Raw genomic sequence first — 25,086 nt, 5'->3', positions numbered from 1 at the left:
ATGATTATTGATATGGCGTGTAGTATAACAACAAATTCGCTCAAATGTCGGAAAAAAGCAGCCTGCACTGTGTTACATCAAACATAAAACATCGTTTTCGCCAGCAACACAATTCCCAACATCTGCACCAACACCGCCGAATGAATGTATTTGCTCCATTTGACTGTGAGCGTTTGCGTGCGGATTTTGTACACCGCAATCAAAAAGTGCAGCAACACGCCACCAGCCAAACACAGTTTTAACGTCAGTTGCAGCGCAAACGAACTGGCAAACGGGTCGCGCAACAAATCGGCATAACGATGCAACATCGTCAAACCCGACAAAAACACGCCAATCACAATAAACGGCATCACGCGCACCGCTCGGCGCGAAATCACACGTTCGGCTTCGCGTCTGGCTTCTTTTGAGATTTGCTTGCTGTGCAGGCTGCTTAAAATCAACGCTTCAAAAATCACGCCGCCGACAAATGCAATCGCGCAATACAAATGAATAATGTGCGCCCAAGGGTAAAGTTGGCTCATTTTTCGTCCTTTGTTGATGTGGTTTGACGGCGGGCGCGTGGGTGCGCTTGGTCGTACACTTGCGCCAAATGGTCTAGGTCTAGTTTGGTGTAGATTTGCGTGCTGGATAAGCTGCTGTGTCCGAGCAAATCTTGCACCGCGCGTAAATCTTGCGATGCTTGCAACAAATGTCCTGCAAAACTGTGGCGCAGCATGTGTGGCGTGATGTGTTGCAGGCTACCGCGTTGTTCCGCCCAAAATGCCAAGCGGCTGGCGATTTGGCGTGTGCTTAATCGGCTGCCGTATCGCCCTGTAAACAAAGCCGTTTCGCCATTTTGGGCTGGGCAATTTGCCAACCAAGTGTGCAGCGCGTCAATGCAATGGCGTGTGAGTGGCACTTGTCGCTGCTTGTTGCCCTTGCCCTGCACGCTGACCCAGCCTGCGGTTAATTCAATGTCGTGCAGATTGAGTGCGCGAAGTTCCGACAAACGCAGTCCGCTGCCATAAAACAATTCCACAATGGCGTGGTCGCGAATGGCAAGCGTGTCATCGGATTCGGGCGATTGATTGAGCAGCGCGCCCAACGGTTCGCGGTCTATGGCGCGTGGCAAGCGTTGCGGCAATTTGGGGGCGCGAAGTGTGGCAATAGGGCTATGTTCCCAGTAGCCTATATCGCACAAATACAGGGCATATTGCTTCCAAACCGTGAGTTTTCGCGCCAAGCTGCTGGCGTTTAAACCTTGCTGCGACAGCGTTTTGAGTGCGCGTGAAAAATCTTGGCGCGTGGGTGGCGTGTTTTGTTCGGACAACAGCGTGTGCAGTTGTTGCAAATCGCGGCGATAGGCGACAAGCGTGTGCGCAGAACGATTTAATTGCGTTTGTTGCAACAAATAGGCTTCGGTGTGGGCAAAAAATGATGTGGTCATAGGTCAAAAAATCATGCAAAAAAGCAGCCTGCACATTGTAGCAAAAATGTGCAGGCTGCTTTTGATTTGTTTTTTTGCAATTTAACTACCTTGTTTCGCTGCCCATTCCACAGGGGTCGCCGCCACTGCAATAGACAACGCGTGCAATTCGTTGCTGGCTAATTGCGCTGCCAAGCCGTCTTTAACCAAGCGATGACGTGCCAAACGTGCTTTGCCTTCAAACGCTGGCGACACGATTTGCGCGAAAAAGTGGTGCCCATCGCCTTCTACGACTAAATGTTCGCAGGGCAAAACTTGTTCAATCATTTCTTTAACTTGTTCTGGGTATAACATGGTTTTTGTTCCTTTTGTTGATATATAGTGAATTAAATTTAGATTAGTACAGTGTTGCCAACTCCCTTATGTACTAGATATACACGGCGGTCGTTGTCGCCTTGTCCTAATCTAAATTTAATCCACTATAAATTGCAGGCTGCTTTGCCCTTTTGTCCAAATCTTTGATTTGGGTATAAAAGGGTATGCCGTAGGCAGGTTAAATTTGATTGGCTTTAATCGCCTGTTCCAAATGCGGCATGGTCAAAGCACCGCTCTGGGTTTTGCCATTTGGGTACACAATCGTTGGTGTGCCGTTAAAGCCAAACTGTTCGCCCAACGCCATTGTTTTTGCCATCGTGGTTTCGCATTCAGCCACTTTGGGCGGCATTTTGCCTTCGCGCATCCATTCCGTCCACGCTTGGGTTGGGTTCGGCTGGCACAAAATCTGCACGGTTTTACGCGCTGCATCGGGGTGTAGTGATTCCAACGGCATCATAAAGTTGTAAATGGTTACGTTGTTCATTTTGGTGAACTCGCGCTCCAAGCGTTTGCAGAATGGGCAATCGGCATCGGAAAACACCGCTACTTTTAGTTCGCCATTGCCACGCACTTCTTTAATCGCCAAATCCAAAGGCAAGCTGTTGAAGTCAATCGCGCTTAATTCGGCTTTGCGCTCTTCGGTTAAGCTGCGTCCGTCTGCGGTGGCAATCAAATCGCCCACCAACATGTGTTGTCCAGTCGCATCGGTGTAGGCAATTTGGTTGCCACCTGCCACGATTTCATACAAACCTGCCACAGGCGTGCTGTTTACCGCCGTAATTTTCAAACCACGGTCGGCATAGCGGCTTTCTAGCGTTTGCGTAATCGTTTTGGCAACATCGGCTGGCACGTCTTTTGCCACTTGTGCAGGCTGCTTGGCAGCGGTTGCGGCTGGCGCAGGTGCTTTTGCTTGACCGTTTGCCGCAGGTGCTTGTCCGCAAGCCGATAAAATCGCCATAGTTAAAATTGAAGTTGTCCAAATGGTGTGTTTCATTATCTCTACCCAATGTTTTAAAAAATGCTGGCAAATATACCAAAAATCCAGCCAAACACGCCAAACAAATCACAAATTTTTACCAAAAAAAACTTTTCAGGCAGCCTGCACCGTGCCAAAATCCGCCTGTTTTTTATTTTGGACAAAATTCATGACGCCCATTCTTGTTTTTGACATTGAAACCATTCCCGATACCCGAGCCATTCGCGCGTTAAATCAACTGCCGCCCAGTATTAGCGATGCCGATGTCGTGGAATTTGCGGCGCAACAACGTCGTGCCAAAAATGGTAGCGATTTCATGCCACATCATTTGCATAAAATTGTGGCAATTTCGTGCTGCTTGCGTTGGAACGACAAGATTCACATTGCGACATTGGGTTCTGCCAACAGCAGCGAAGCCGAAATCATCGAGAAATTTTTTGGTTTGATTACCAAATACACACCACAACTGGTGAGCTGGAATGGCGGCGGATTCGATTTGCCTGTGTTGCATTATCGCGCATTGGTTCATGGCGTGCAGGCTGCTCGTTATTGGGATATGGGCGAGGGCGATTTTGCCGATAGCCGCGACTTTAAATACAACAACTACATCAGTCGTTATCACAACCGTCATTGCGATTTAATGGACTTGCTTGCCATGTACACAGGACGCGCCAACGCACCGCTAGACGAATTGGCAAAATTATGCGGTTTTCCAGGCAAAATGGGCATGGACGGCAGCCAAGTGTGGCAAGCCTATCAAAACGGCGAAATTGAAGCGATTCGAGATTACTGCGAAACCGATGTCGCCAATACTTATTTGGTATTCCAGCGTTTTCGTTTGATGAACGGCGCGCTCTCCCAACAAGAATACGCTGCCGAATTGGAGCGTTTGCGCGAATATTTGTATGCCCAAGCCGAAGATAAATTGCACTGGGAAGAATTTTTGGAAGCGTGGGACGAGTAAACAACACGCATCAAACAAATTTTTGTTAAAATAGACAATCTGTTATTTTTTAAGGCATACACAAATGTATTTTAAGCAACAACAAGGCGGCGGCTTGTTCAATTTTATGGCTGGTTCGATTGTCACATTGGGCGCAATCGCCGCTGTTTTGTTTACATTAAATCAAAACAATGCACGCGATTTTCAGCAGCCTAAAATGGTCAATAATCCCGTATCGTCAGAACCTGCTGTATTGACACCCAAGCCAGATGTGGCTGCATCGACTACGGTTGCCAACGTAGAAACTGCTGCTTCTATGGTGCAACCTATTCCACCTGTGGCAGCCAATACACAAAATACTACCGCAGACAACGAACCTATCATGGTGCAGGCTGCTTCTGATAGCACCACCACACCACGCGTTGCCAAGCCGTCTATCAACAATAATAAAGCAACCACCACGCCAAGCAAACCGCGCGAAACAACTGTTGTGCAAAATGACCCTGTATTGGGTGAAGCAATGCCTGCACCTGCCAAACCTGCTGCACCACGCAAGCAGCCTGCACGCGTTGCCGTGGACAATATCGAACCAACTGGCGAACAAATTTTAGAAGCGGGCAACTTGCAAAAAGCGCGTCAATTAGCCAGACGTGAAGCCGAACGAAAAGCACAACAAACCAGCAATAAACCTACCGCAACAACCGAGCCAAATAAACCCAAAGGACGCACGGTAATCCAAGCTGGCGCATACAACTCTCGCGCTGCTGCCGAAGAACAACGCACCAAATTGGCATTGAGCGGCGTACAAACCAAAATTGTTCCTGTACAAAGCAATGGCAAAACGCTGTATCGCGTGCAAACGTCTAGCATGGACGGCTCTCGCGCGGCACAAGTACAACAAAAACTAAAAAACAATGGTGTTGATACCATTACTCGCCCGCAATAAATCCCAATTCATCATTCATCAAAGATAAGGAAATCGTTATGTTGAATAAAAAAAGTATTGCCGCCGCATTGATGGCGTTATTTGTATCTGTTCCTGCGTTGGCAGCCACCGAAGGCGTGGACTATAAACTTGCCGAAGTGGAAGTTGCACCCTTGCAAAAAGACAAAATTGAAGTAACCGAATTTTTTGCATACTGGTGTCCACATTGCTATGACCTAGAACCCGTTATTGCACGTCATATCAAAACCTTTGCCAGCGACACCGTATTCCGCGCGGAACACATTGTGTGGGATAAACAACGCGATTTTGGTTTTGCACGTCTTGCCGCAGCGGTGAAACAATCGGGTACAAAAATACAAGCCAACCCATTTATTTTTGAAGCTGTAATTAAACAAAAAGTCAATTTAGGCAACTCAGCCGTTTTGTCGCAATGGCTCAAAGCACAAACCGCATTCGATGGCAGCAAAGTGCAGGCTGCTTTTGATTCGTTCAGCAACGCCACACAAGCCACACAAATGGAATCATGGACAGACCAATACGCCATTTCTGGCACACCAACCGTGATTGTGGGCGGCAAATACCAAGTTATTTTCAACAACGGCTACGAAACAGGCATGACCACGATTGACGAACTCATCAAAAAAGTACGCGAAGAACGTGGCATGAAAGCCCCAGCACCCAAAGCCGCAACCACACCAACTCACAGCTTTGGCGCAAGTTTGGTTAATAGCGTAAATCGTTAATAAAATATACAAAAGCAGCCTGCAATGACTGTGCAGGCTGCTTTATTATTGAGAAAAACAAATGGATATTGTTTTATTATTCAAAGCCCTGATTTTAGGCATTGTCGAAGGCTTAACCGAATTTTTGCCGATTTCCAGCACAGGACATTTAATTGTTTTGGGCGATTTAATGAACTTTAACAGCAACGGCAAAGTGTTTGAAATCGCCATACAACTAGGCGCAATTTTGGCGATTGTAGTGGAATATCGCCAACGCTTTGCCAACGTCATCACAGGCATTGGGCGCAACGACCAAGCCAACCGATTTGTGCTGAATTTGGCGATTGCCTTTATCCCAGCCGCCGTAGTAGGACTGCTGTTTCGCAAGCACATCAAAGAATATTTGTTCAACTCCATCACCGTCGCCATTGCGCTGATTGTGGGCGGTTTGTTGATTTTGTGGATTGAAAAGCGCACCCAACATCGCCCACCCAAAGTCAAAAATGTCGATGACATGAGTGGCAAAGATGCGCTGGTGGTGGGATTAGCACAATGTCTCGCTCTAATCCCTGGTACATCGCGTTCGGGCAGCACCATTATGGGCGGCATGCTGTGGGGCATTGAGCGCAAAGCCGCCACCGAGTTTTCGTTTTTCTTGGCTGTGCCAATGATGGTTGCCGCCACAGGCTACGACATCTACAAAAGCTGGCAAGAATTTACTTGGGGCGATGTGGGCTTAATTGCGGTGGGATTTGTTGCCGCTTTTGTATCTGGTTTGTTTGCCGTCAAAGCATTGTTAAAATTTGTATCGACCAAAAATTACGTTCCGTTTGCTTATTATCGCATTGTTTTTGGGTCATTTATTTTAATTACATCACAAACAGGCTGGATTACTTGGTCTCAAATGTAAATTATTTTTACATAAACTATTTTCAAAAGTCACTTTTTCAGGGAAAATACGGCTTTGAGAAAAAAGATTGTTTTGCCTGACTTGGCTGTACCGATGCAGCAGCACAGGCAGGTAAGAAGGAAATCTAAAATGACATTAGAAGAAATTGTAAAAGGCTTATCAAGCATTAAAGGTGTAGTTGCGGTAGCGATTGTGGATTATGGTAGCGGTATGATGATGGCATCGCATGCCAACGATACAACTTTTGATTTGGAAGCGGCTAGCGCAGGCTGCGTTAATATTATTCGCGCCAAAATGCGTATTAAGGAACGACTCAATTTAAATGATACTTTGCACGACATTCAAATCAGTCTATACAAACAAATCCATTTAATTTGCCCATGCACCAATAAAGACAGCACTTTTGTTTATTTGGTTGCCGACCGCGAAAAAGCCAATTTATCTATCTGCCGCCGTTCGCTGTTTAATGCAGAGAAATTGGTTGATTTTTAATTGCAGGCTGCTTTTAGCTAACATCAATCCAAACAAGCTATTTGATAGTTCAGGTAGCTTGTTTTATTTTGCATTAAAATTTATCACACTAGCATTAAATATCAAAAAAACAAAAAAATAAGCATTAAATTTTGTTTAATGCCTGCAAATCGTAGAATAATATAGTGGATTAAATTTAGATTAGGACAAGGCGACAACGACCGCCGTGTACATCTAGTAACATAAGGGAGTTGGCAACGCTGTACTAATCTAAATTTAATTCACTATAAAATTAAATTGCACAATATGAATTAATTTGCTTGTCAAAGCAGCCTGCACTGTTTATCCTTTGCGCTTTCATATCAACATAAACACATAGGAAAAAACATGAACCGCCTACAAAAAACCGATGATATTCGCATTGATGCCGTAACCGAACTCTTGCCTCCAATCGCGCATTTATACGAATTGCCTATTACTGATGCAGCCGCCAATTTAGTCGTGCAAACGCGCCAAGAAATCGCCGATTTGGTACACGGCAAAGACAACCGCTTGTTGGTCATCATCGGCCCTTGTTCCATTCACGACCCCAAAGCAGCAATGGAATATGCGCAACGCCTGCTGCCCTTGCGTCAAAAATACGAAAAAGAATTGCTGATTGTCATGCGCGTGTATTTTGAAAAACCACGCACCACAGTCGGCTGGAAAGGCTTAATCAATGACCCGCATTTGGACGGCAGCTTTGACATTAACTTCGGTTTGCGTCAAGCACGTAAATTGTTGTTGGATTTGAATAATTTGGGTATGCCTGCGTCCACCGAATTTTTGGATATGATTACGCCACAATATTATGCCGATTTGATTTCGTGGGGCGCGATTGGTGCGCGTACCACCGAAAGTCAAGTGCATCGCGAATTGTCTAGCGGTTTGTCTTGCCCAGTTGGCTTCAAAAATGGCACGGACGGCAATCTCAAAATCGCCATTGACGCGATTGGCGCGGCATCGCACCCGCACCATTTCTTGTCGGTTACCAAAACAGGGCATTCCGCCATTGTCCACACCAAAGGCAACAGCGATTGTCATGTGATTTTGCGTGGCGGCAAAGAGCCAAATTACAGCTCCGACCATGTGCAGGCTGCTTCGGCGCAACTCATCAAAGCAGGCGTAACGCCCAAATTGATGGTCGATTTCAGCCACGCCAACAGCAATAAAGACTACACGCGCCAAATGATTGTCGCCCAAGACGTGTCTGCCCAAATCCGCGCAGGCGAACAAAACATCATGGGCGTGATGGTGGAAAGCCACTTGGTAGAAGGTCGCCAAGACAAGCCAGAAGTGTATGGCAAAAGCATTACCGATGCCTGCATTGGCTGGGATTCCACCGAAGAATTGTTGGCATTACTCACCGCGGCACAACGCGAAAGCGGTCGCGTAGCATGATATTTAAAAAGCAGCCTGCACATTGGGTTCGCGCCCTAACCGCGCAAGAATGCCAACTGCTGCGCCAGATTTTTCGCAATTCTATTCGCTATAAATTGGTGCGCGTGGTATGTGGCAAATTCTTGCCGTTGCAGGCTGCTTTTTACTTTTGGCTGATTTATTTCTGCGCCGCCAAATGATTATCCAACGCCACCGCTGCGCCTGTAATGCCTGGGTATTTGCTCAACACCACATACACAGGAATCGCGGCAAGATACGCATCAAAACGTCCTTTGTTTTCAAAGCGATTGCGAAATGGCGAGTATTTAAAGTAATCAATAAAACGCGGAATAATGCCACCACACAAATACACGCCACCACGCGCACCCAGCGTCAAAGCCAAGTTAGACGCAACCGTACCCAACATCGCGCAGAAAATATCCAAAGTCAAACGGCACAAAGGCGATGTGCCGCTCAACGCGCGTTCGCTGATTTCGGCTGGCGTGAGTTTTTGACGCTTAACGCCTTCGCGCTCGCTCAACGCATCGTGAATCAACACCAAGCCTGCGCCGCTCAAAAAGCGTTCGGCGGAAACGTGTCCGTGTTTTTTCTTGGCGTATTGCCAAATCATCACTTCGGTGTCGTCAAACGGCGGGAAGCTGTTGTGTCCGCCTTCGCCTGCCAATGGCACATAACCTGCTGGCGATGGAATCAAACCGCTCACGCCCAAACCTGTTCCCGGCCCAATCACGGCTTTGGGTGCGTTTTCAATGGGTTGGAAGCCACCCACTTGTACCAATTCTTCGGGCTTGGCTTTGGTAATCGCCAAGGCTTGCGCGGTAAAGTCGTTGATAAACAACAATGTATCCAAATACAGAGCTTGGCGCGTGGTTTCAATCGAAAACGCCCAATGGTGGTTGGTCATTTGCAACCAATCGCCGACCACAGGGTTGGCAATCGCCACCGCTGCGTGTTTGACTTCTGGATTGCCTGCGCGTTTCAAAAATTCTTTGGCAGCGTCCACAATCGTGTCGTAGTCGTTGCACGGTAAAACTTCAATGTGTTCAAAGATTTGGTGCACGGTTTCCAGCGCAAAACGGGCGTTTGTGCCACCAATATCCGCCACCATGCGTGGGTAAACGGCGGTTTCGGTTTTTTTGGATTTAGTCGTTGTAGAAGACATTTGCGGTCACCTTTTCGGAATGTAAAACGTAGCTGATTGGGAATGTTTGTGTTTTTTCTTGTTCGGCTTGGCGATACACGGCTAATTTTTCTGCGCCTGCAATCGCCAAATAAACGTGCGCGGTACGTTCAATCGCCGCCAAAGTCATGGAAATGCGCTCGTGTGGCGCGGTCATGGGCGTGGTGTGCAACAAAGGTTGCGGATAATCGGCGCGAACCGCATCGGCAAATTGCGGTGCTTGGGGGAAAATGCTGGCAGTGTGTCCATCGCCACCCATGCCCAGCACCAATACATCGGGTTGAACATAGTTTTGTAGCGCAAATTCAACGGCTTGTTCGATTTGTTGCAGGCTGCTTTCGCTTGCCGCGTCATCAATCATGGCGATGAATTTTGCGTCTTTGGCTCGATTTTGCAGCAAATTATCGCGCACTAATTGTGTGTTGCTGTCGGCGTGATTGGTTGGCACAACGCGCTCATCTACCAAGGCAATATTCACACGCGCCCAATCCAAATCCAGTTGATTTAAGGCTTGAAAAAACGCAATCGGTGATTTGCCACCCGACACCGCCAACGTAGCGCTGTCTTGTTTTGCCAACGTATCGCGCAAATTTTGGGCAACTGCTTGGGTAAGTTGCTCGGCGTTGTCTGCCGCAGAATTTAATTGTTTAAATGAAATCATCAGGTTATTCCCTTTCTTTTTTATGTTGATGTTTTATCCTGCCGCATTGAGCGCAATCAGCCATGCCACCATACCCAGCAACACAGCAAACCAAATGCCTAGCCACATTCGCAATGGGCGCAGCAAACGCGGATTTTGCACCGTTGCACGATTGAAAATAGCGCGGATTAATTGGCGTGTTAAAGCGCGATTTTTGCGCCAGTTTTGCAAATCGGCAAAATCGGTTAGCCATTTTTTCGGCTACGCTCAATGTGCAGGCTGCTTTGAAATAGCCTACGCTGGCGGCAATCAACGCCAATATCATCAATAAAAATAAAATCATCATAGTGATTTATATCAAAGCAGCCTGCACTTTGCGTAAACACAACAAAAAATGCAGGCTGCTTGTTTAGGATTACGCTTGCTCTTCCAACCAAACATTACCATCACGCGCCAACAATTCTTGCGCTTCTTTTGGCCCCCAGCTAGATGCAGCGTAAGTGGCTGGTGCAACAGGCGAAGTTGCCCAGTTGTCCAAAATTGGCATGACCCATTCCCACGCTTTTTCCAGCTCGTCGCGGCGATTGAACAAGCTCAAACGTCCGTCAATCACTTCGCGCAACAGCAATTCATACGCTTCGGCGCGGCGTTCGTCTGACACTGTGCCCATGTCCAACACCATTTCGGTTGGCTGCACGTCCAAGCCGCTGCCCACTTGTTTCACATACAATTTGAGCGATACGGTTTCATCGGGCTGCAACGAAATCACCAAACGATTAGGATTTGTGCCAAACAAACCATTGGCTTGGTCTTTGAAATTCAAAACAATTTCTGCTGTGCGCGTTGCCAAGCGTTTGCCTGTACGCAAATAAAACGGCACGCCTGCCCAACGTGGCGTATCAATTTCGGCGCGAATGGCAACATAGGTTTCGGTACGGCTGTCGGCTGGCACATTGTGTTCTTGCAAATAGCCGTTTTGCTCGCCGTTTGCCACATATTGTGCGCGAATCACGTTTTTATCTACATCTGCCGAAGTCATCGGTTTGAGTGCAGCCACCACTTTCAATTTTTCATCGCGTACATCGTCTGCGCTCAACGATTTGGGTTGTTCCATTGCCACAAAACACAGCATTTGCATGATGTGGTTTTGCATCATGTCGCGCAATGCGCCTGTGATGTCATAAAACTCGCCGCGCTCTTCCACGCCCAGTTGTTCTGCCACCGTGATTTGCACCGATTTGATGAAATCTTTGTTCCAAACTGGCTCAAAAAACACGTTACCAAAACGCAATGGCAACACGTTTTGCAGGCTTTCTTTGCCGAGATAATGGTCAATACGATAGATTTGGTTTTCTTTGAAATGCGTGCCAACATCGGTGTTGATGGCTTGCGAAGAAGCCAAGTCTGTGCCAAGCGGTTTTTCCAATACGATGCGGACGTTGTCGGCATTTAAGCCCACTCGTGCCAAATTTTCACAAGCTGGCGCGAAGAATTTGGGTGCAGTTGATAAATAGATAACAACATTATCGGTTTCGGTACGTGCTTTGACGATTTTTGCCAATTCGTCAAAGTGTGCGCTTGTGTTTACATCTACGGTTAAGTATTGAATACGTTGAACAAAACTTGTCCACAATTCATCAGTGTAATTCTTTTTGATGTGGATTTTACTGTCGGTTTGCACTTTTGCCAAAAATTGTGCGGTGTCCATTTGGCTGCGCGATACGCCCAAAATGCGACCGTTTGGGTGCAACAAACCTGCTGCGTGCGCTTGATACAGGCAAGGCAACAATTTACGCATAGACAAATCGCCTGTTGCGCCAAAAATTACCATATCAAAATTGTTGAGTTGAGACATTTTTGCTTCCTTTCAACGTGAACATAAAACAAGTGGATTATGCCCGATTTTGGGCGGTACTGAATAGTGTTATTGAAATAAAATTACGATTACTTTGCGCTACATCGGGTGCAGGCTGCTTGTTAAATCGCCCATATACCCAATAACACTGCGCTGTATGGTGCGGTTTTGCCTATTGCAATCAAACATACACATCGCCAAAACGGCAAACGCAAGCAGCCTGCAACCAGCGGCAAGGCATCGCCCACAATCGGTAACCATGCCAGCAACAATGCCCATGCACCGTAGCGTTGTAGCCAGTTTTGGGCGCGTGGGGCGACTTGGGCGCGAAGTGGCACAAAGTAACCTAAAACATAACTGCTGACGCTACCGAGCGTGTTGCCTAGGCTGGCGACCAATAGCCATGTTTGCCAATGTTGTGGTTGCTGCCAAACGAGTGCGCCAAATAGGACTTCGCTGGCGGCTGGGAATAGCGTGGCGGAGATGAATGCCGATGTGAATAGCGACAAAATATCGGGGAACATAAAGTGCAGGCTGCTTTTTGATGTAAAAAAGAGTAGTGGCGCAATCATCGCCCTACTCTTTTGTGTGTTGATTTAATAATGTGGTGGCACTTCATCAGCTAAACTATATGGCTTATCTTGTGCGCCATCGCCTTGCTGCTGCATTTTGTTGTACAACACACGCAACTGCGCTTGCTGTAAATCCAGCGCGTCTTGCAATTTCGCTACCGTGTCGTTCAACGACAGCAGCAGTTCATCTTGCAGTGCAAGGCGAATTTCCAATTCTGTTATGCGGTCTTGCATTTCTTGCATGATTACAGCACCAGCGCGGCAATCCAGCCTGCAATAAACAGGGGAATGTTGTAGTGAATAAAGGTTGGAATCACGCTATCACGCATATGGTCATGCTGCCCGTCCACATTCAAGCCCATGGTTGGACCCAGCGTAGAGTCGGACGCTGGCGAACCTGCATCGCCCAACGCGCCTGCCGTACCAATAATCGCCACGGTTGCCAAAGGCGAAAAGCCCAAGCTAGCGCACAATGGCACATAAATCGCGGTAATAATCGGCAAAGTGGAAAATGAACTGCCAATGCCCATGGTTACCAACAAACCCACCATCAACATCGCAAACGCAGCGGCGGCTTTGCTGCCTGCAAACATGGCTGCACTGGCTTCTACCAAGGGTTTGATTTCGTCTGTGGCTTTCATCACTTCGGCAAAACCTTGTGCGGCAATCATAATAAAGCCCACCATTGCCATCATTTTGATGCCGTCGTTGAACACGCTATCGGCTTCGTTGCGGCGCACCACGCCGAGCATCATAAACACGGCAAAACCGAGTAATGCGCCCAACATCAATGCGTCTTTGTACACCAACTGAATCACAAAACACACCAAAATCGCCAATGCTGCCACCGCGCTGCGATAAGACGACACTTGCGGTTGTTTGGCAGATTCTTGCGCCACTTGTTCGTCAATTTGTTTGTTTTGATAGACACGCGGTTTGCGGTAATGCACAAACGCCAGCAGCAAGCCAGCCACCATGCCCAAAGCAGGAATCGCCATCGCGCTCATCACATTGATGCCTTGCACACTCATGCCTGCTTTTTCAATGTTGGGCAACAAAATTTTGTTTAAGAAAATCGCGCCAAAACCATAGGGCAAGAACATATAAGTCGTTACCAAGCCAAATGTGATGACACAAGCCAGCAAACGGCGGTCAATTTGCAGGCGATTGAACACCAGCAGCAAAGGCGGAATAATCATTGGGATAAAGGCAATGTGAATTGGCACGACGTTTTGGCTCATCACGCCCATTGCCAGCAACGCAAAAATCAAAATCCATTTCACTTTGTTTACGCCAGACGGGATTTTGTCTTGCGCTTGGTTGCCATTGAGTTTGCGGATAATCGCGCCTGCCATTTGTTGCGGCAAACCAGAATGCGTAATCGCCATCGCAAAAGCACCGAGCATAGCATACGACAAGGCAATGCTTGCGCCGCCGCTCAAACCATTTTGAAAATGCGTCATCACCCCTTTTTGCGTGACTTCGCCTGCTGCATTGACCACGTCTGCCAATGGTAAACCAGCCGCCAAACCGCCTGCAAATGCGCCCACCACCAAGCTCAATACCACATGAACTCGTGCCACCGACAGCACCAACATGACCAATACGCCAATCATTACTGCATTCATTGTTACTCCGTTTGCGTTATCTATAATGAAAAGAAAACACATCATACCTTAACATGGTTTAACACGCAAAAAGCAGCCTGCACTTTGCATCACAAAAAAATGCAGGCTGCTTTTTCTATCTCAAAGCAGCCTGCACTTTATTTATTGCTTACAACTCAAAATCTTCCAAATCTTCGGCTTTCACTTCCGCATCAATTTGTCCGATTAAATAAGACGAGATTTCCACTTCTTGCGGTGCAACTTGCACATTGTCAGACGACAACCAAGCGTTAATCCATGGGATTGGGTTTTGCGTAGCTTGGGGAAAAGCAGCCTGCAAACCCACGGCAAGCATACGATGATTAGTAATGTATTCCACATATTGACACAAAATGTCTTTGTTCAAGCCAATCATGCTGCCGTCTTTGAACAGATATGCCGCCCATTCTTTTTCTTGCTCGGCGGCTTTTTTGAACAATTCAAAGCACTCGTCTTGCAATTCGGCGGCGATTTCTGCCATGTCGAGGTCGTCCACACCGCTACGCATCAAGTTCAGCATATGCTGCGTGCTGGTCAAATGCAAGGCTTCGTCACGCGCAATCAGTTTGATGATTTTGGCGTTGCCTTCCATCAATTCGCGCTCGGCAAAGGCAAACGAGCAGGCAAACGACACATAAAAGCGAATCGCTTCCAACACGTTCACGCACATCAAGCACAAATACAGTTTTTTCTTCAATTCACGCAACGAAATCGTGATTTCCTTGCCGTTTACCGTGTGTTTGCCTTCGCCCAACAAATTGAAATATTGCGTGTATTCAATCAAATCATCGTAGTAGCAGGCAATGTCTTCGGCGCGTGCGATGATGTAATCATTCTGCACAATGTCGTCAAACACCACAGACGGGTCATTGACAATATTGCGAATAATGTGCGTGTAGCTGCGGCTGTGAATCGTCTCAAAAAACGCCCACGTTTCAATCCACGTTTCCAATTCAGGAATCGACACCAACGGCAAAAAGCCAACATTGGGGCTGCGACCTTGAATACTATCCAGCAGCGTTTGGTATTTTAAATTACTGATAAAAATGTGTTTTTCGTGGTCAGGCAAATTGGCGTAATCAATGCGGTCGCGCGATAAATCCACTTCTTCTGGCCGCCAAAAAAACGAGATTTGCTTTTCAATCAATTTTTCAAACACTTCGTATTTTTGCTGGTCGTAACGCGCCACGTTTACAGGTTGCCCAAAGAACATGGGTTCGGTTAGGGGGTTGTTGGCTTTTTTACTGAACGTGCTGTATTGCATTTCCAAGTGTTCGCAAGACATGATTTTTCCTAAATCGCTAAACTAAAACGGGCGTATTGTAACGTAAAAATAGGTTAGAAATAGCGGTTTTAGTCCGCATAAAATGTAAGTCTTTTTGTGCAATAGCATAAAAAGCAGCCTGCACCTTGCCTTATTTTGGCGTACAATGCGCGTTTATTTTGATTTTAACCGCAGTAAAACTATGTCAGACAACAAAACCTTAACCAAACAACAAATTGTAGAACTCAAAGCGCGTGCGCACCATTTGAACCCTGTGGTCATGGTGGGACAAAAAGGCTTGACCGAAGCCGTAGTCGCCGAAACCATTACGGCTTTGCAAGCACACGAATTGATTAAAGTGCGCGTGTTGGGCGACGACCGCGAAGAGCGCATTGCCATTTGCCAAGCCTTGTGCAAAGCGACCGAAGCGCAACTGGTGCAACATATTGGCAAATTGCTGGTGCTGTATCGTGAACGCCGCGATGAAGAACAAGCCGCTTAAAAGTGCAGGCTGCTTTTATTTTGTTGATTTAATTGATTGAACACCATGTCCGTAACCAGTCAAACCATTGTTACCCCGCAACTTATCGCCTTTGATGCGCCATTCACTTTGCAAAATGGGCAAACTTTGCCGCGTTTTGATTTAATCGTGGAAACCTATGGCACGCTCAACGCGCAAAAAGACAATGCCGTGTTGATTTGCCACGCACTCTCTGGCACGCACCACGCCGCAGGGCGACACAGCGCGTCCGACAAACACGCAGGCTGGTGGGATAACATGATTGGCGCAGGCAAACCAATCGACACCAACAAATTTTTTGTGATTGCGCTCAACAATTTAGGTGGTTGCGCGGGCAGCACAGGGCCTTTGTCCATCAACCCAGAAACCAATCAGCCCTATGGCGCAGATTTCCCACTCGTCACCGTGCAAGACTGGGTGCAAAGCCAAGCCTTGCTCGCCGACCATTTTGGCATTGAGCAATGGGCAGCCGTTGTGGGCGGCAGTTTGGGCGGCATGCAGGCTTTGCAATGGACGTTGGACTTCCCCGACCGCGTGCGTCATGCGCTCGTTATTGCGTCTGCGCCCAAATTGAGTACACAAAACATCGCATTCAACGATGTCGCCCGACAAGCCATTTTGACCGACCCCGATTTTTATGGCGGACATTACGCCCAACATCAAACCAAGCCGCACCGTGGTTTGCGTATCGCCCGAATGATGGGACACATCACCTATCTTGCCGAACACGGTTTGGGCAAAAAATTCGGACGCAATCTGCGCGATGGCAGCCTGCACTATCATTATGATGTGGATTTTGAAGTGGAAAGCTATTTGCGCTATCAAGGCGACAAATTTGCCGACCATTTTGATGCCAACACCTATTTGCTGATGACCAAAGCCTTGGATTATTTTGACCCAGCCGCCGCGCACAACAACCAGTTGCAGGCTGCTGTGCAACACGTTAAAGCCAAATTTTTTGTGGCAAGTTTTAGCAGCGATTGGCGATTTGCGCCCGAGCGTTCACACGAATTGGTCAATGCTTTGGTTAATGCGCGAAAATCGGTTCAATACATAGAAGTGGAATCGCACCACGGACACGATGCGTTTTTAATGGAAGACGCGCCCTATATGAACGGCGTTCGCGCCTATATGCACAATATTCAGGTGAGCCAATGAAAGAAACCGTCATCGGCATAAGCGCGATTGTGTTGATTATATTGGGTTATTTAAATATGCCGTTAGAATGGCGGCGACACAAAGACATTGAACACGGCAACCAAATCATCGCCCAAATTGAACGCTATCGCCAGCAACATAAACAGTTGCCCAACGCACAAAACGAAGCCGAATTGGCGCAACTGGGCTTGGTTAAAAACAAACAAGGTTGGCAGCCAGCCTATCGCCGCTTGAACGACCAACATTACGAAATCATCTATCAAGACGGCTACACCGCGCCCTATTTGCGCTGGCAATCCCAACAACCGCAATGGACATTAACGCCATGAATTTACGCGACGACCTTCAACTGATTTACGACTGGATTCCAGCCAACGCCCACGTTTTAGACTTGGGCTGCGGCACAGGCGAATTGCTGCACGCCTTAATGCAGCACAAAAATTGCACAGGCTACGGCGTAGAAATTGACGTGGACAGCGTGCAGGCTGCTTTGGAGCGCGGCGTGAACGTGCTGCAAGCCGATTTAGAGCGCGGTTTAGACAGCTTTGCCGACAACAGTTTTGACGTGATTGTGTTGAGCCAAACCATTCAAGCCATGCAAAACACCGAAAATATTTTGCGTGATTTGACTCGCATTGCCAAACAAGCGATTGTGTCGTTTCCCAATTTTGGCTACTGGCAAAACCGCCTGCAAATTGCACTGTGTGGGCATATGCCTGTGAGCGAGCGTATGCCGTATCAATGGTATAACACACCCAATATTCACTGGTGTACGCTCAGCGATTTTGACCGTTTGTGCGACAAAAACCATATCCGCGTGCTAGAACGCGCCGTGATGACCAGCGGCAAACGCGTGGAATATTTGCCAAATTTGCTGGGCAGTTTGGCGTTTTATCGCGTGGGGTAGTCGTCAATACAAAAAGCAGCCTGCACATTTTGTTGATGAAATGTGCAGGCTGCTTTTTATGTGATTACAAAACCGCAGTCGGATAAGACCCAATCACTTTCACAAATGCCGACCGTTCGCGCAATTCGCTCAAAACAGCCTGCACGTTTTCTTGCTGTTCGTGTCCTTCAATATCAATAAAAAACAGATATTCCCACAAGCCTGTTTTGCTTGGACGACTTTCAAACTTGGTCATGGAAATGCCAGCGCGTGTTAGCGGTTCAATCAGGCGATTGAGCGTGCCTGCTTGGTTGGGCGCACTCACAACCAGCGAAGTTTTATCTTGCGAACTGGGGACGGTGCTTTGATGCCCCAACACCAAAAAGCGCGTGGTGTTATTGGGTTCGTCTTCAATATTGCTGGCGAGCTTGGTCAAGCCATAAATTTCGGCAGCGGCTTGGCTGGCAATGGCGCAGGCGGCTGGGTTTTCACTTGCCAATCGCGCCGCTTCGGCATTGCTGGACACGGCAACGCGGCGAACGTGGGCAGGCAGATTTTTACTCAACCAATGCTGACATTGCGCCAAAGCCTGCGCGTGGGCATACACCGCTTCAATGCCGTTTTGGTCAGCCGTTTGGCGCAACAAGTGATGATGAATTCGCAATTCCACTTCGCCACAAGCGCGTAATGGCGTGGACACCAGCAAATCCAACGTGCGTCCAACCGAGCCTTCGGTGGAATTTTCTACAGGTGCGACCACATAATCGGCTTGACGCGCTTCCACCAAACGCAAGCTGTCGTCCACCGTCGCGCAGGCAACGGAGTGCGCCGCGTGTCCAAAATGCTTCATCGCCGCCAGTTGCGTGAACGTGCCTTCGGGCCCCAAATAGGCAATGGTGAGCGGACGTTCAATCGCCAAACATTCGCTCATGATTTCGCGGAACAAACGCGCTACGGCTTCGTTGGGCAGCGGGCCTTCGTTCAAATCTTGAATACGGCGCAACACTTGGGCTTCGCGTTCTGGGCGATACACCACACCTGTGCCTTTGAGTTCGCCAATCGCGCGTGCGTGCTGGGCGCGTTGGTTGAGCAGTTGCAGCACTTGTTGGTCAATTTGGTCAATCGCATCGCGGTGTGGCAACAGTTTGGCTTCGTCTGACATAATTTTATCCACAAAATAAAAGGGCGTATTTTAACGAATTTTAGGTGCGATGTTGTGGCAAAAATCCACAAAAAAAAATGGCAGCCGAGCGGTTGCAGGGCTGCCGAATACCTCAAATCAGAGATTTTACGCTTCACAAACAAATCAGGCTTTCGCCTGACTCTGCCGCATTGCCCGAAAGGAGTGAAAAAGCAATACGACAAAGCTGGGATTGAACAGCCATATTGGCTATTCAAGAAAATTATGTAACTTAATGTAGCGAATTATAGTGTTATATTGTACGGTTTGCCAAGTATTATTTGTTAAAAAGCGATTTTTTTTGCGATTAAATGAGATAATTAGACAAAATAAATCTTAAAATAGTACTTTTGTAACAAAAAGTAGTAAAAAAGCAGCCTGCACATTTTTGAGTGCAGACTGCTTTTGTGTGAAATACGTTTTATTCGATATTTTGAACTTGCTCGCGCATTTGCTCAATCAACACTTTGAGTTCTACCGACACTTGGGTGCATTCGCCTGCAATGGCTTTGCTGCCCAGTGTGTTGGCTTCGCGGTTGAGTTCCTGCATCAAAAAGTCCAAACGTTTGCCGATGCTGCCTGTTTGTTCGGTAACAATACGGCGCACTTCGCCAATGTGGGTGCGTAGGCGGTTGAATTCTTCATCGACATCGGCTTTTTGCATGAACAACACAAATTCTTGTTTTAGGCGGTCTTCGTCCACATGGGCAACGGCTTCGGCAAGGCGTTGGCGGCTGCGAGCGATGTGGCTTTGCAATAGGCTGGGGAACAAGTCTTCTAGCGCGCCGACAATCGCTTCCATCAAATCCAAACGCTCCACAATGTGCGCTTGTAATTTGCTGCCTTCGCGTTGGCGAGCGGCGATAAAGTCGTCCAAAGCGCGGTCTAATAATTGGTTGATGACTTGGTGCAGCTCTTCGCTGTCTATTTCTGCACTGGCGATGACCCCAGGGAAGCGCAAAATATCGGAAACACTTAATTTGCTTAAATCTTTGTGTTTTTTACGCAATTTGCTGTTGATGTCTGCCAATTCGTTGATGAGTTGCTGATTTAAGTGCAGGCTGCCTGCGCTGTGTTGTGCGTTACTTAATTGAATACGGCATTCCAATTTGCCACGCGCGACTTTGCTGCTGATGGTTTCGCGCATTCCGCTTTCTAGCACGCGCAAATCGTCGGGGATTTTGAATTGCACGTCTAAAAAGCGGTGGTTTACCGAGCGAATTTCTAAATCGATTCGTTTGCCAGCGCATTCGGCAGAAGCGTGGGCAAAGCCTGTCATACTGCATACGGTCATGATTTTTTCCTTGTATTTGGTTGAAAAAATGAGTGACGGCATCTTAACAGGAATGCTTATCAACGTAAATCGTGGTTAAGAAAAGCAGCCTGCCCCTTTTGTCCAAATCTCAGATTTGAGTATAAAAGGGGCAGGCTGCTTTTTTATTCGTCCACACGCAAAAACGTGGCGCGATAATAGCGCAATTCTTCAATGCTTTCCAAAATATCGTCCAACGCCTGATGCGAGCCTTTTTTGACTATGCCTTTATACACCGCAGGATTCCAGCGTTTTGCCAACTCTTTGAGCGTAGATACGTCCAAATTGCGGTAGTGGAAAAAGGCTTCCAAGCGTGGCATGTGGCGCACCATAAAACGACGGTCTTGATGAATGGTGTTGCCGCACATGGGCGTGGTGTTTGCGGGCAACCATTGCTGCATCCACGCGAGCAATTCGCTTTCCACTTGCGCTTCTGTCCATGTGGATTCTTTGACACGCTGGGTTAAGCCTGTTCGGGCATGGGTTGTGGTACACCATTCGTCCATGCCATTCATAATTTCATCGCTTTGATGAATGGCATACACGGGCGATTGCGCCAACACGTTTAAATGCTTGTCGGTAATAATCATCGCGATTTCAATGATTTTATCGGTATCGGGGTTTAAGCCAGTCATTTCCATGTCTAGCCAGCATAAATTGTTTTGGTCTTTCATGTTTTTCCTTTAAAAAAATGATATTTTTGAATCTTGATAAAACACACGATACAAATTTTTGTTTTGCAAATACGGATTATTTTGAATACGTTGCACCAGTTTCACAAAGTCATCGGCTTGTGCAGTCTGCCCCAGTTGAGCCTTGATTTTTCGTTTGGCAAAGCCTGCATCAATCAACACAGCAAAAGAATTATTCATATCCATACACTTATTTTAGGCGTAAAAAAACGACCGTAGTGGGTAGCAGATTGGTTACTGCACTTGGATAGTTCACCCACATTGGTCTCTTTGAATGTCCGCAAATCATAACGCAAACATATTGTTTAAGCAACTTTTATACAAAAATCCCCATCACAACCACATCGCCAACGAAGCCACAGGCACATCACACGCCCACACGCCTTGTTGGCTGCTGCCGTCCACGCCGCGTAAAAACACATAGCGTACCGCAATCACATCGGGGCAACATTGGCGGCTACGAAGATAACGCGCCGTAGCAATCGCATAAATCAAGGCTTGCAAATAATAGTGATGCTTGGCGATTTCTGGATTCAGCGACGCAGGCGAATAATCCGCCAAATAATTGGATTTGTAGTCAATCACCAACGCTTGATTTTGCGTGTAAACCAGCGTGTCAATAAAGCCATTCAAAAAACCGCTTAACTGGCGGAACGTGAGCGACAAAGCAGCCTGCACACATTCGGGCGACAAGTTCATTTGCTTGCACCAGTTTTGCACATCAACCAAATTAAATTGTTCTATTTCAAACAAAAATGCCATTTCGTTAAGCCACTCTTGGCGCGACAAATCGCACAAACGTATGCCGTTTACCAGCGGTGTTTGGCGCACTTTGTCTAGCATATCGCACACGGCTGGCAACCAGTTTTCGGCATCGGCAATTTGATGGCGATTCAACACGCGCACAATGCGCTCGCTGTGTTTTTCGGCTGGCTGACCAAACGGAAAATATTCCAGCAATTCGTGCAAACACACGCCTGCTTTTGCGCCACGCGGAAAGTGCGCCATGTCCCAAATATCATCGTTTTGGATTGGTAGCGATGTCGTTTCGCTGGGTAAAGCAGCCTGCACCGCAATGTCCCATTTGCGCTCGGCTTCGTCTGTGTTTGCCAACGCTTCGGGCGCGTGTTGATGCGAACTCAACGCGGTAAAACTGCTAAACACAACTGGCGCATAATGGCGCGTGGCAACGGTTTGCGCTTGATAAACCGTGTCGCTATCCGACTGAATGTGCAGGCTGCTTTTGCCGTTTTGCGTCCACAACAAAGCAGCCTGCGGTGTTTCGTCCCATTCAAAGCTGGTAGTTTCTGCGTTTTGCTTCTGTACGAATTGTTGCCAAATTTGGCGATAGGCGTGCGCTGGCACTTTTGCACCAGACCATGTTTTGTGCGCATCACCGTCTAACAAATAATAAAACGGGTGATGATGCGTGTTTTCGTGTGCCGCCAAATACAGCACCAATTGCTCTTCGGCGCGAGTCAAAGCCACATACAGCAAACGCAAATCTTCCGACAACCGCTCTTTTTGCGCCTGTTCTTTGTCGGCATCGGTCATTTGGTTTTTGTGCAACAAAGTACTGCCCGATTCGCCTTGCAACACTTGCCAATCGTCGCCCTTGTTGCCTTTGCCACGCCATACAAACGGGCAATACACAATCGGATATTGCAAGCCTTTTGATGCATGCATGGTTACGATTTTGACCAGTTGCTCATCGCTTTCCAGTCGCAAGGCGCGGTTTTCGTTGCTGTCGCCGTCTTGCGTGGCAGCGATTTCTTGTTGCAACCATTGATACAAGGCGGCTGGCAAACGTCCGCTTTCTTCTTCGGCAGCCAGCAATTCCAGCACTTGCCCCAAATTGGTCAAAGTGCGGTCGTTGCCAGCAGCGAGCAGGTTTTGGATGACATCGTGTTGCTGCAAAAAATGTTGCACCGCTGCATACACGCCCACTTTTTGCCATTTTTGTAAGGCAACGCTCGCTTCGTCTGCCCATTCGCTTAATGCGCGTTCGTCTTGTTGCAAAGCCCACAACTGTTGCGCGGTGTAGCCAAACAAGCAGCCTGCAAGCACATAAACCAAATGCGCCGTTTGCTGCGGATTCAAGAAAAATGCCAACAAAGCATACACAGCACGCGCTTCGTCTTCTTGGAACACGCTATCACGGCTCAACAACACGCTTTGCACGTTTAGGCGTTTGAGTTCGCGCTGCACCATTGCGCCTTCTTGGCGGGTTCGCACCAGCACAGCCATATCGCCAGCGTGTAGCGGTTTGTCTTTTAAACGCAATTCGCCCTGCCCTGCGCGATGCAAGGCATAGGCAATTTCACTGGCGCACCATTGGGCGGACGTGTGTTGCAAGGCATCGGTTTTTTCGGTTTTATCCAAACTTAAATCGTTGAGCCAACGCACGCGCACCGCCGCTTCTTGGGGCGACAAATGGCTGTTTGATCGATGCGCTTGCACGGTTTCGTATGCCAAATTGGGCAACACAAACGGTTGCGGTTTGGCGAACAATGCACCCACGCTGTTGACCAATCGCGCATGGCTGCGGAAATTGGTACGCAAAGTGTAGCGTTGTTCGGGCGACACGTTTTCTGCAGCTTGCAAATAGGCAAAAATGTCCGCGCCACGAAAATTGTAAATTGCCTGTTTTGGGTCGCCAACCATAAACACGGTGGGCGCGTTTTCTGTGTGCAGGCTGCTTTGCATAAAGGCGCGAGAAAAAATGCCATATTGCAACGGGTCGGTGTCTTGAAATTCGTCAATCAGCACCACTTGCCAAGTGTGCGACATGGCTTGTGCCAACGCGGTGGCATGGGTGCGATTGGTTTGCAGCGCGTTGAACACGTCTAGTAATAAATCGTCAAATTGACGTGCAGGCTGCTTTTGTTTGTCGGCTTCGTTTTGCTGGCGAATAGCGTGGAGCAAATCCATTGCCACGTTAATCAACACATCGCCTTCGCTGGCTGACAAGATTTGTGCGTGGTTTGCCCATTCGCCCCAAGTGCGGCTTAAACAGTCCAAAGCATCAGGGTCTTGTTTGCCTTTGAAGTCTTTTTTGGCTTTGTCGGTTAGCGTGGCAAGGCTGAATTTGTTTTCGTTTTTGCTATTAAAAAACAGCTTCAAAATAATGTTTACATCGGGCAAGCAGCCTGCACTTTTCCAGTCATGGCATTGTTGGATATAGCTTTTTAAATCATCGGGCTGATAGCTATTTTTGGGCAAACTCGGTTGCAATTTTTCCCACGCGCTTTCAATCGCATCAAGCTGATTTGCCGTGTCTTGCCATGCGCGTACAAAACCTTCGTTTGCTGCTTGCCAATCGCGCAAAGTGTATGCCATGGGGCGCGTGTGCAAATAAGTTCGCCCCACAAACGAAGCCAATGCTGCGGCTTGTTGCTGTGGATTTTTTTTATGGCGATACACAATCTGCGCCAGTTGTTCGTGGTGCGCCACTTGTTCGCGCCAAAAGTCTTGCGCCGCAATCGGGCTGGGCGTGCTGTCTTCGTCCAATTCAATTTGAAAAGGGACTTGGCAATAAAACGCGAAATCTTGCAACACGCGCTGACAAAAGCTGTGAATGGTGTAAATGGCGGCGTGGTCAAACTGGCTCAACGCGGCTTTGAGTCGCATCATTAAGCGTTCGCGCGATTCTTTTTGCAGGGCTTGTTCCACCAATTTGCTCATGAAATCTGCCGATTTGGGCGCGTATTGTTCGCAAGCAGCCTGCACTTCGGTTGCGCCAAACGGAGCTTGCATTTTGTGCAACACGTGCAAGGCTTCGCCCAAACGGTCGCGCAATCGGGTTTTGAGTTCGGCGGTGGCGGCGTTGGTAAACGTAACCACCAAGATTTTGTCCACAGGCATTTGTTCCAGCAGCACCAATCGGGCAAACAGGGCGGAAATATTCCATGTTTTGCCCGTACCTGCGCTGGCTTCAATCAAATTAGTGGCAACTAGGGGAACGTTTAGGAGCGTGAAATCGTGGCTCATAAG

At 47.8% G+C, this 25,086-nt stretch carries 28 protein-coding genes; 12 read left to right on the top strand and 16 right to left on the bottom strand.

The features are described 5' to 3' along the window. Positions 1 to 77 precede the first annotated feature (77 nt). The 4 genes from DQN52_RS05155 to DQN52_RS05140 all read right to left on the bottom strand — a co-directional run bounded on the left by DQN52_RS05155 (position 78) and on the right by DQN52_RS05140 (position 2,774). Positions 78 to 521, bottom strand: coding sequence for a CopD family copper resistance protein (locus DQN52_RS05155; protein ID WP_003785594.1), 444 nt, complete (start codon positions 519 to 521; stop codon positions 78 to 80). After that, complete coding sequence (locus tag DQN52_RS05150) at positions 518 to 1,426, bottom strand: tyrosine-type recombinase/integrase (protein WP_003785593.1); 909 nt, start codon at positions 1,424 to 1,426, stop codon at positions 518 to 520. The genes DQN52_RS05155 and DQN52_RS05150 overlap by 4 nt, the downstream gene beginning before the upstream one ends. An 81-nt stretch (positions 1,427 to 1,507) precedes the next feature. Continuing rightward, positions 1,508 to 1,759 (bottom strand): BolA family protein, encoded by a 252-nt coding sequence (locus DQN52_RS05145; RefSeq protein WP_003785591.1) that lies wholly within the window; start codon positions 1,757 to 1,759, stop codon positions 1,508 to 1,510. A 199-nt stretch (positions 1,760 to 1,958) separates the two neighbouring features. Beyond that, positions 1,959 to 2,774 (bottom strand): DsbC family protein, encoded by an 816-nt coding sequence (locus tag DQN52_RS05140; RefSeq protein WP_003785588.1) that lies wholly within the window; start codon positions 2,772 to 2,774, stop codon positions 1,959 to 1,961. Between the two features lie 151 nt (positions 2,775 to 2,925). Here DQN52_RS05140 and DQN52_RS05135 point away from each other — a divergent pair, with 151 nt between their 5' ends. The 7 genes from DQN52_RS05135 (at position 2,926) to DQN52_RS05105 (ending at position 8,367) form a co-directional block, all read left to right on the top strand. Beyond that, the gene (locus DQN52_RS05135) at positions 2,926 to 3,720 is read left to right on the top strand and encodes a 3'-5' exonuclease (RefSeq protein WP_003785583.1); all 795 of its coding nucleotides are present in this window, start codon (positions 2,926 to 2,928) and stop codon (positions 3,718 to 3,720) included. A 64-nt stretch (positions 3,721 to 3,784) separates the two neighbouring features. After that, positions 3,785 to 4,645: an SPOR domain-containing protein gene (locus DQN52_RS05130; protein WP_003785581.1), complete on the top strand. Its 861-nt coding sequence runs from the start codon at positions 3,785 to 3,787 to the stop codon at positions 4,643 to 4,645. A 38-nt stretch (positions 4,646 to 4,683) separates the two neighbouring features. Next, entirely contained in the window at positions 4,684 to 5,388 is a 705-nt protein-coding gene (locus DQN52_RS05125) for a thiol:disulfide interchange protein DsbA/DsbL (RefSeq protein ID WP_003785579.1), read from the top strand. 61 nt (positions 5,389 to 5,449) lie between these two features. Beyond that, the gene (locus DQN52_RS05120) at positions 5,450 to 6,277 is read left to right on the top strand and encodes an undecaprenyl-diphosphate phosphatase (RefSeq protein ID WP_003785577.1); all 828 of its coding nucleotides are present in this window, start codon (positions 5,450 to 5,452) and stop codon (positions 6,275 to 6,277) included. 129 nt (positions 6,278 to 6,406) lie between these two features. Further along, a complete protein-coding gene (locus DQN52_RS05115; protein WP_003789582.1) occupies positions 6,407 to 6,769 on the top strand; it encodes a hypothetical protein in 363 nt (120 codons plus the stop codon). Positions 6,770 to 7,135: 366 nt separating this feature from the next. Continuing rightward, on the top strand, positions 7,136 to 8,188 hold the full coding sequence (gene aroG / locus DQN52_RS05110) for a 3-deoxy-7-phosphoheptulonate synthase AroG (protein WP_003785571.1): 1,053 nt from the start codon (positions 7,136 to 7,138) through the stop codon (positions 8,186 to 8,188). Further along, positions 8,185 to 8,367 (top strand): hypothetical protein, encoded by a 183-nt coding sequence (locus DQN52_RS05105; RefSeq protein WP_003785569.1) that lies wholly within the window; start codon positions 8,185 to 8,187, stop codon positions 8,365 to 8,367. The genes aroG and DQN52_RS05105 overlap by 4 nt, the downstream gene beginning before the upstream one ends. Here DQN52_RS05105 and DQN52_RS05100 read toward each other — a convergent pair. Continuing rightward, complete coding sequence (locus DQN52_RS05100; RefSeq protein ID WP_003785566.1) at positions 8,346 to 9,350, bottom strand: glucokinase; 1,005 nt, start codon at positions 9,348 to 9,350, stop codon at positions 8,346 to 8,348. The genes DQN52_RS05105 and DQN52_RS05100 overlap by 22 nt on opposite strands. Then, complete coding sequence (pgl, locus tag DQN52_RS05095) at positions 9,331 to 10,029, bottom strand: 6-phosphogluconolactonase (protein ID WP_003785563.1); 699 nt, start codon at positions 10,027 to 10,029, stop codon at positions 9,331 to 9,333. The genes DQN52_RS05100 and pgl overlap by 20 nt, the downstream gene beginning before the upstream one ends. 22 nt (positions 10,030 to 10,051) lie before the next feature. Between pgl and DQN52_RS10940 the strand changes: the two genes are divergently transcribed. Then, entirely contained in the window at positions 10,052 to 10,339 is a 288-nt protein-coding gene (locus tag DQN52_RS10940) for a hypothetical protein (protein ID WP_155114346.1), read from the top strand. 84 nt (positions 10,340 to 10,423) lie between these two features. On the opposite strand, the gene zwf is transcribed toward DQN52_RS10940, so the two are convergent. The 5 genes from zwf to nrdB form a co-directional block, all read right to left on the bottom strand. Continuing rightward, positions 10,424 to 11,863, bottom strand: coding sequence for a glucose-6-phosphate dehydrogenase (gene zwf, locus DQN52_RS05085; protein ID WP_003785557.1), 1,440 nt, complete (start codon positions 11,861 to 11,863; stop codon positions 10,424 to 10,426). A 122-nt stretch (positions 11,864 to 11,985) separates the two neighbouring features. After that, positions 11,986 to 12,435: a YqaA family protein gene (locus DQN52_RS05080; RefSeq protein WP_003785555.1), complete on the bottom strand. Its 450-nt coding sequence runs from the start codon at positions 12,433 to 12,435 to the stop codon at positions 11,986 to 11,988. Positions 12,436 to 12,459: 24 nt separating this feature from the next. Further along, positions 12,460 to 12,678 carry a SlyX family protein gene (locus tag DQN52_RS05075; RefSeq protein WP_003785553.1) on the bottom strand — a complete coding sequence of 73 codons (219 nt, stop codon included), beginning with the start codon at positions 12,676 to 12,678 and terminating at the stop codon, positions 12,460 to 12,462. Between the two features lie 2 nt (positions 12,679 to 12,680). After that, entirely contained in the window at positions 12,681 to 14,063 is a 1,383-nt protein-coding gene (locus tag DQN52_RS05070; RefSeq protein WP_032827600.1) for a Na+/H+ antiporter family protein, read from the bottom strand. Between the two features lie 148 nt (positions 14,064 to 14,211). Continuing rightward, positions 14,212 to 15,345, bottom strand: a complete 1,134-nt coding sequence (gene nrdB / locus DQN52_RS05065) for a class Ia ribonucleoside-diphosphate reductase subunit beta (protein ID WP_003789565.1) — start codon at positions 15,343 to 15,345, stop codon at positions 14,212 to 14,214. Positions 15,346 to 15,547: 202 nt separating this feature from the next. Between nrdB and yhbY the strand changes: the two genes are divergently transcribed. The 4 genes from yhbY to metW are packed head-to-tail and all read left to right on the top strand — an operon-like array spanning position 15,548 to position 17,930. Continuing rightward, on the top strand, positions 15,548 to 15,847 hold the full coding sequence (gene yhbY, locus DQN52_RS05060; RefSeq protein ID WP_032827663.1) for a ribosome assembly RNA-binding protein YhbY: 300 nt from the start codon (positions 15,548 to 15,550) through the stop codon (positions 15,845 to 15,847). A gap of 45 nt (positions 15,848 to 15,892) precedes the next feature. After that, positions 15,893 to 17,023, top strand: coding sequence for a homoserine O-succinyltransferase MetX (metX, locus tag DQN52_RS05055; protein ID WP_003785546.1), 1,131 nt, complete (start codon positions 15,893 to 15,895; stop codon positions 17,021 to 17,023). After that, a complete protein-coding gene (locus tag DQN52_RS05050) occupies positions 17,020 to 17,352 on the top strand; it encodes an LYR motif-containing protein (protein ID WP_003785541.1) in 333 nt (110 codons plus the stop codon). Before metX ends, DQN52_RS05050 begins: the two co-directional genes overlap by 4 nt. After that, on the top strand, positions 17,349 to 17,930 hold the full coding sequence (gene metW, locus DQN52_RS05045) for a methionine biosynthesis protein MetW (RefSeq protein WP_003789557.1): 582 nt from the start codon (positions 17,349 to 17,351) through the stop codon (positions 17,928 to 17,930). The genes DQN52_RS05050 and metW overlap by 4 nt, the downstream gene beginning before the upstream one ends. Positions 17,931 to 17,994: 64 nt before the next feature. Here the strand turns inward: metW and pheA are convergent, their stop codons facing one another. The 5 genes from pheA to recB form a co-directional block, all read right to left on the bottom strand. Beyond that, on the bottom strand, positions 17,995 to 19,071 hold the full coding sequence (pheA, locus tag DQN52_RS05040) for a prephenate dehydratase (protein WP_003789556.1): 1,077 nt from the start codon (positions 19,069 to 19,071) through the stop codon (positions 17,995 to 17,997). A gap of 439 nt (positions 19,072 to 19,510) precedes the next feature. After that, positions 19,511 to 20,383, bottom strand: a complete 873-nt coding sequence (locus DQN52_RS05035; RefSeq protein WP_032827599.1) for a YicC/YloC family endoribonuclease — start codon at positions 20,381 to 20,383, stop codon at positions 19,511 to 19,513. A gap of 143 nt (positions 20,384 to 20,526) precedes the next feature. After that, complete coding sequence (orn, locus tag DQN52_RS05030; RefSeq protein WP_003785534.1) at positions 20,527 to 21,075, bottom strand: oligoribonuclease; 549 nt, start codon at positions 21,073 to 21,075, stop codon at positions 20,527 to 20,529. A 9-nt stretch (positions 21,076 to 21,084) separates the two neighbouring features. After that, on the bottom strand, positions 21,085 to 21,273 hold the full coding sequence (locus tag DQN52_RS05025; RefSeq protein ID WP_111694424.1) for a nitrogen regulatory IIA protein: 189 nt from the start codon (positions 21,271 to 21,273) through the stop codon (positions 21,085 to 21,087). Between the two features lie 153 nt (positions 21,274 to 21,426). Then, positions 21,427 to 25,083: an exodeoxyribonuclease V subunit beta gene (gene recB, locus DQN52_RS05020; protein ID WP_003785532.1), complete on the bottom strand. Its 3,657-nt coding sequence runs from the start codon at positions 25,081 to 25,083 to the stop codon at positions 21,427 to 21,429. Between the last annotated feature and the right edge of the window lie 3 nt (positions 25,084 to 25,086).

Origin of the sequence: Kingella kingae (assembly GCF_900475905.1) — a bacterium.
GTDB classification, from domain to species: Bacteria; Pseudomonadota; Gammaproteobacteria; order Burkholderiales; family Neisseriaceae; genus Kingella; species Kingella kingae.
This window is presented reverse-complemented; position numbering and strand designations above follow the sequence as displayed.

What these genes read in the sequence shown, in the direction of transcription:
- DQN52_RS05140 (WP_003785588.1), bottom strand. Translation starts at nt 2,774, where the DNA reads ATGAAACACACCATTTGGACAACTTCAATTTTAACTATGGCGATTTTA.
- metX (WP_003785546.1), top strand. Translation starts at nt 15,893, where the DNA reads ATGTCCGTAACCAGTCAAACCATTGTTACCCCGCAACTTATCGCCTTT.
- DQN52_RS05120 (WP_003785577.1), top strand. Translation starts at nt 5,450, where the DNA reads ATGGATATTGTTTTATTATTCAAAGCCCTGATTTTAGGCATTGTCGAA.
- DQN52_RS10940 (WP_155114346.1), top strand. Translation starts at nt 10,052, where the DNA reads ATGTTGATGTTTTATCCTGCCGCATTGAGCGCAATCAGCCATGCCACC.
- recB (WP_003785532.1), bottom strand. Translation starts at nt 25,083, where the DNA reads ATGAGCCACGATTTCACGCTCCTAAACGTTCCCCTAGTTGCCACTAAT.
- pheA (WP_003789556.1), bottom strand. Translation starts at nt 19,071, where the DNA reads ATGTCAGACGAAGCCAAACTGTTGCCACACCGCGATGCGATTGACCAA.
- DQN52_RS05125 (WP_003785579.1), top strand. Translation starts at nt 4,684, where the DNA reads ATGTTGAATAAAAAAAGTATTGCCGCCGCATTGATGGCGTTATTTGTA.
- DQN52_RS05130 (WP_003785581.1), top strand. Translation starts at nt 3,785, where the DNA reads ATGTATTTTAAGCAACAACAAGGCGGCGGCTTGTTCAATTTTATGGCT.
- orn (WP_003785534.1), bottom strand. Translation starts at nt 21,075, where the DNA reads ATGAAAGACCAAAACAATTTATGCTGGCTAGACATGGAAATGACTGGC.
- DQN52_RS05075 (WP_003785553.1), bottom strand. Translation starts at nt 12,678, where the DNA reads ATGCAAGAAATGCAAGACCGCATAACAGAATTGGAAATTCGCCTTGCA.
- nrdB (WP_003789565.1), bottom strand. Translation starts at nt 15,345, where the DNA reads ATGCAATACAGCACGTTCAGTAAAAAAGCCAACAACCCCCTAACCGAA.
- DQN52_RS05080 (WP_003785555.1), bottom strand. Translation starts at nt 12,435, where the DNA reads ATGATTGCGCCACTACTCTTTTTTACATCAAAAAGCAGCCTGCACTTT.
- DQN52_RS05105 (WP_003785569.1), top strand. Translation starts at nt 8,185, where the DNA reads ATGATATTTAAAAAGCAGCCTGCACATTGGGTTCGCGCCCTAACCGCG.
- metW (WP_003789557.1), top strand. Translation starts at nt 17,349, where the DNA reads ATGAATTTACGCGACGACCTTCAACTGATTTACGACTGGATTCCAGCC.
- zwf (WP_003785557.1), bottom strand. Translation starts at nt 11,863, where the DNA reads ATGTCTCAACTCAACAATTTTGATATGGTAATTTTTGGCGCAACAGGC.
- DQN52_RS05070 (WP_032827600.1), bottom strand. Translation starts at nt 14,063, where the DNA reads ATGAATGCAGTAATGATTGGCGTATTGGTCATGTTGGTGCTGTCGGTG.
- DQN52_RS05145 (WP_003785591.1), bottom strand. Translation starts at nt 1,759, where the DNA reads ATGTTATACCCAGAACAAGTTAAAGAAATGATTGAACAAGTTTTGCCC.
- DQN52_RS05115 (WP_003789582.1), top strand. Translation starts at nt 6,407, where the DNA reads ATGACATTAGAAGAAATTGTAAAAGGCTTATCAAGCATTAAAGGTGTA.
- DQN52_RS05100 (WP_003785566.1), bottom strand. Translation starts at nt 9,350, where the DNA reads ATGTCTTCTACAACGACTAAATCCAAAAAAACCGAAACCGCCGTTTAC.
- aroG (WP_003785571.1), top strand. Translation starts at nt 7,136, where the DNA reads ATGAACCGCCTACAAAAAACCGATGATATTCGCATTGATGCCGTAACC.
- DQN52_RS05035 (WP_032827599.1), bottom strand. Translation starts at nt 20,383, where the DNA reads ATGACCGTATGCAGTATGACAGGCTTTGCCCACGCTTCTGCCGAATGC.
- DQN52_RS05155 (WP_003785594.1), bottom strand. Translation starts at nt 521, where the DNA reads ATGAGCCAACTTTACCCTTGGGCGCACATTATTCATTTGTATTGCGCG.
- DQN52_RS05025 (WP_111694424.1), bottom strand. Translation starts at nt 21,273, where the DNA reads ATGAATAATTCTTTTGCTGTGTTGATTGATGCAGGCTTTGCCAAACGA.
- yhbY (WP_032827663.1), top strand. Translation starts at nt 15,548, where the DNA reads ATGTCAGACAACAAAACCTTAACCAAACAACAAATTGTAGAACTCAAA.
- DQN52_RS05050 (WP_003785541.1), top strand. Translation starts at nt 17,020, where the DNA reads ATGAAAGAAACCGTCATCGGCATAAGCGCGATTGTGTTGATTATATTG.
- pgl (WP_003785563.1), bottom strand. Translation starts at nt 10,029, where the DNA reads ATGATTTCATTTAAACAATTAAATTCTGCGGCAGACAACGCCGAGCAA.
- DQN52_RS05135 (WP_003785583.1), top strand. Translation starts at nt 2,926, where the DNA reads ATGACGCCCATTCTTGTTTTTGACATTGAAACCATTCCCGATACCCGA.
- DQN52_RS05150 (WP_003785593.1), bottom strand. Translation starts at nt 1,426, where the DNA reads ATGACCACATCATTTTTTGCCCACACCGAAGCCTATTTGTTGCAACAA.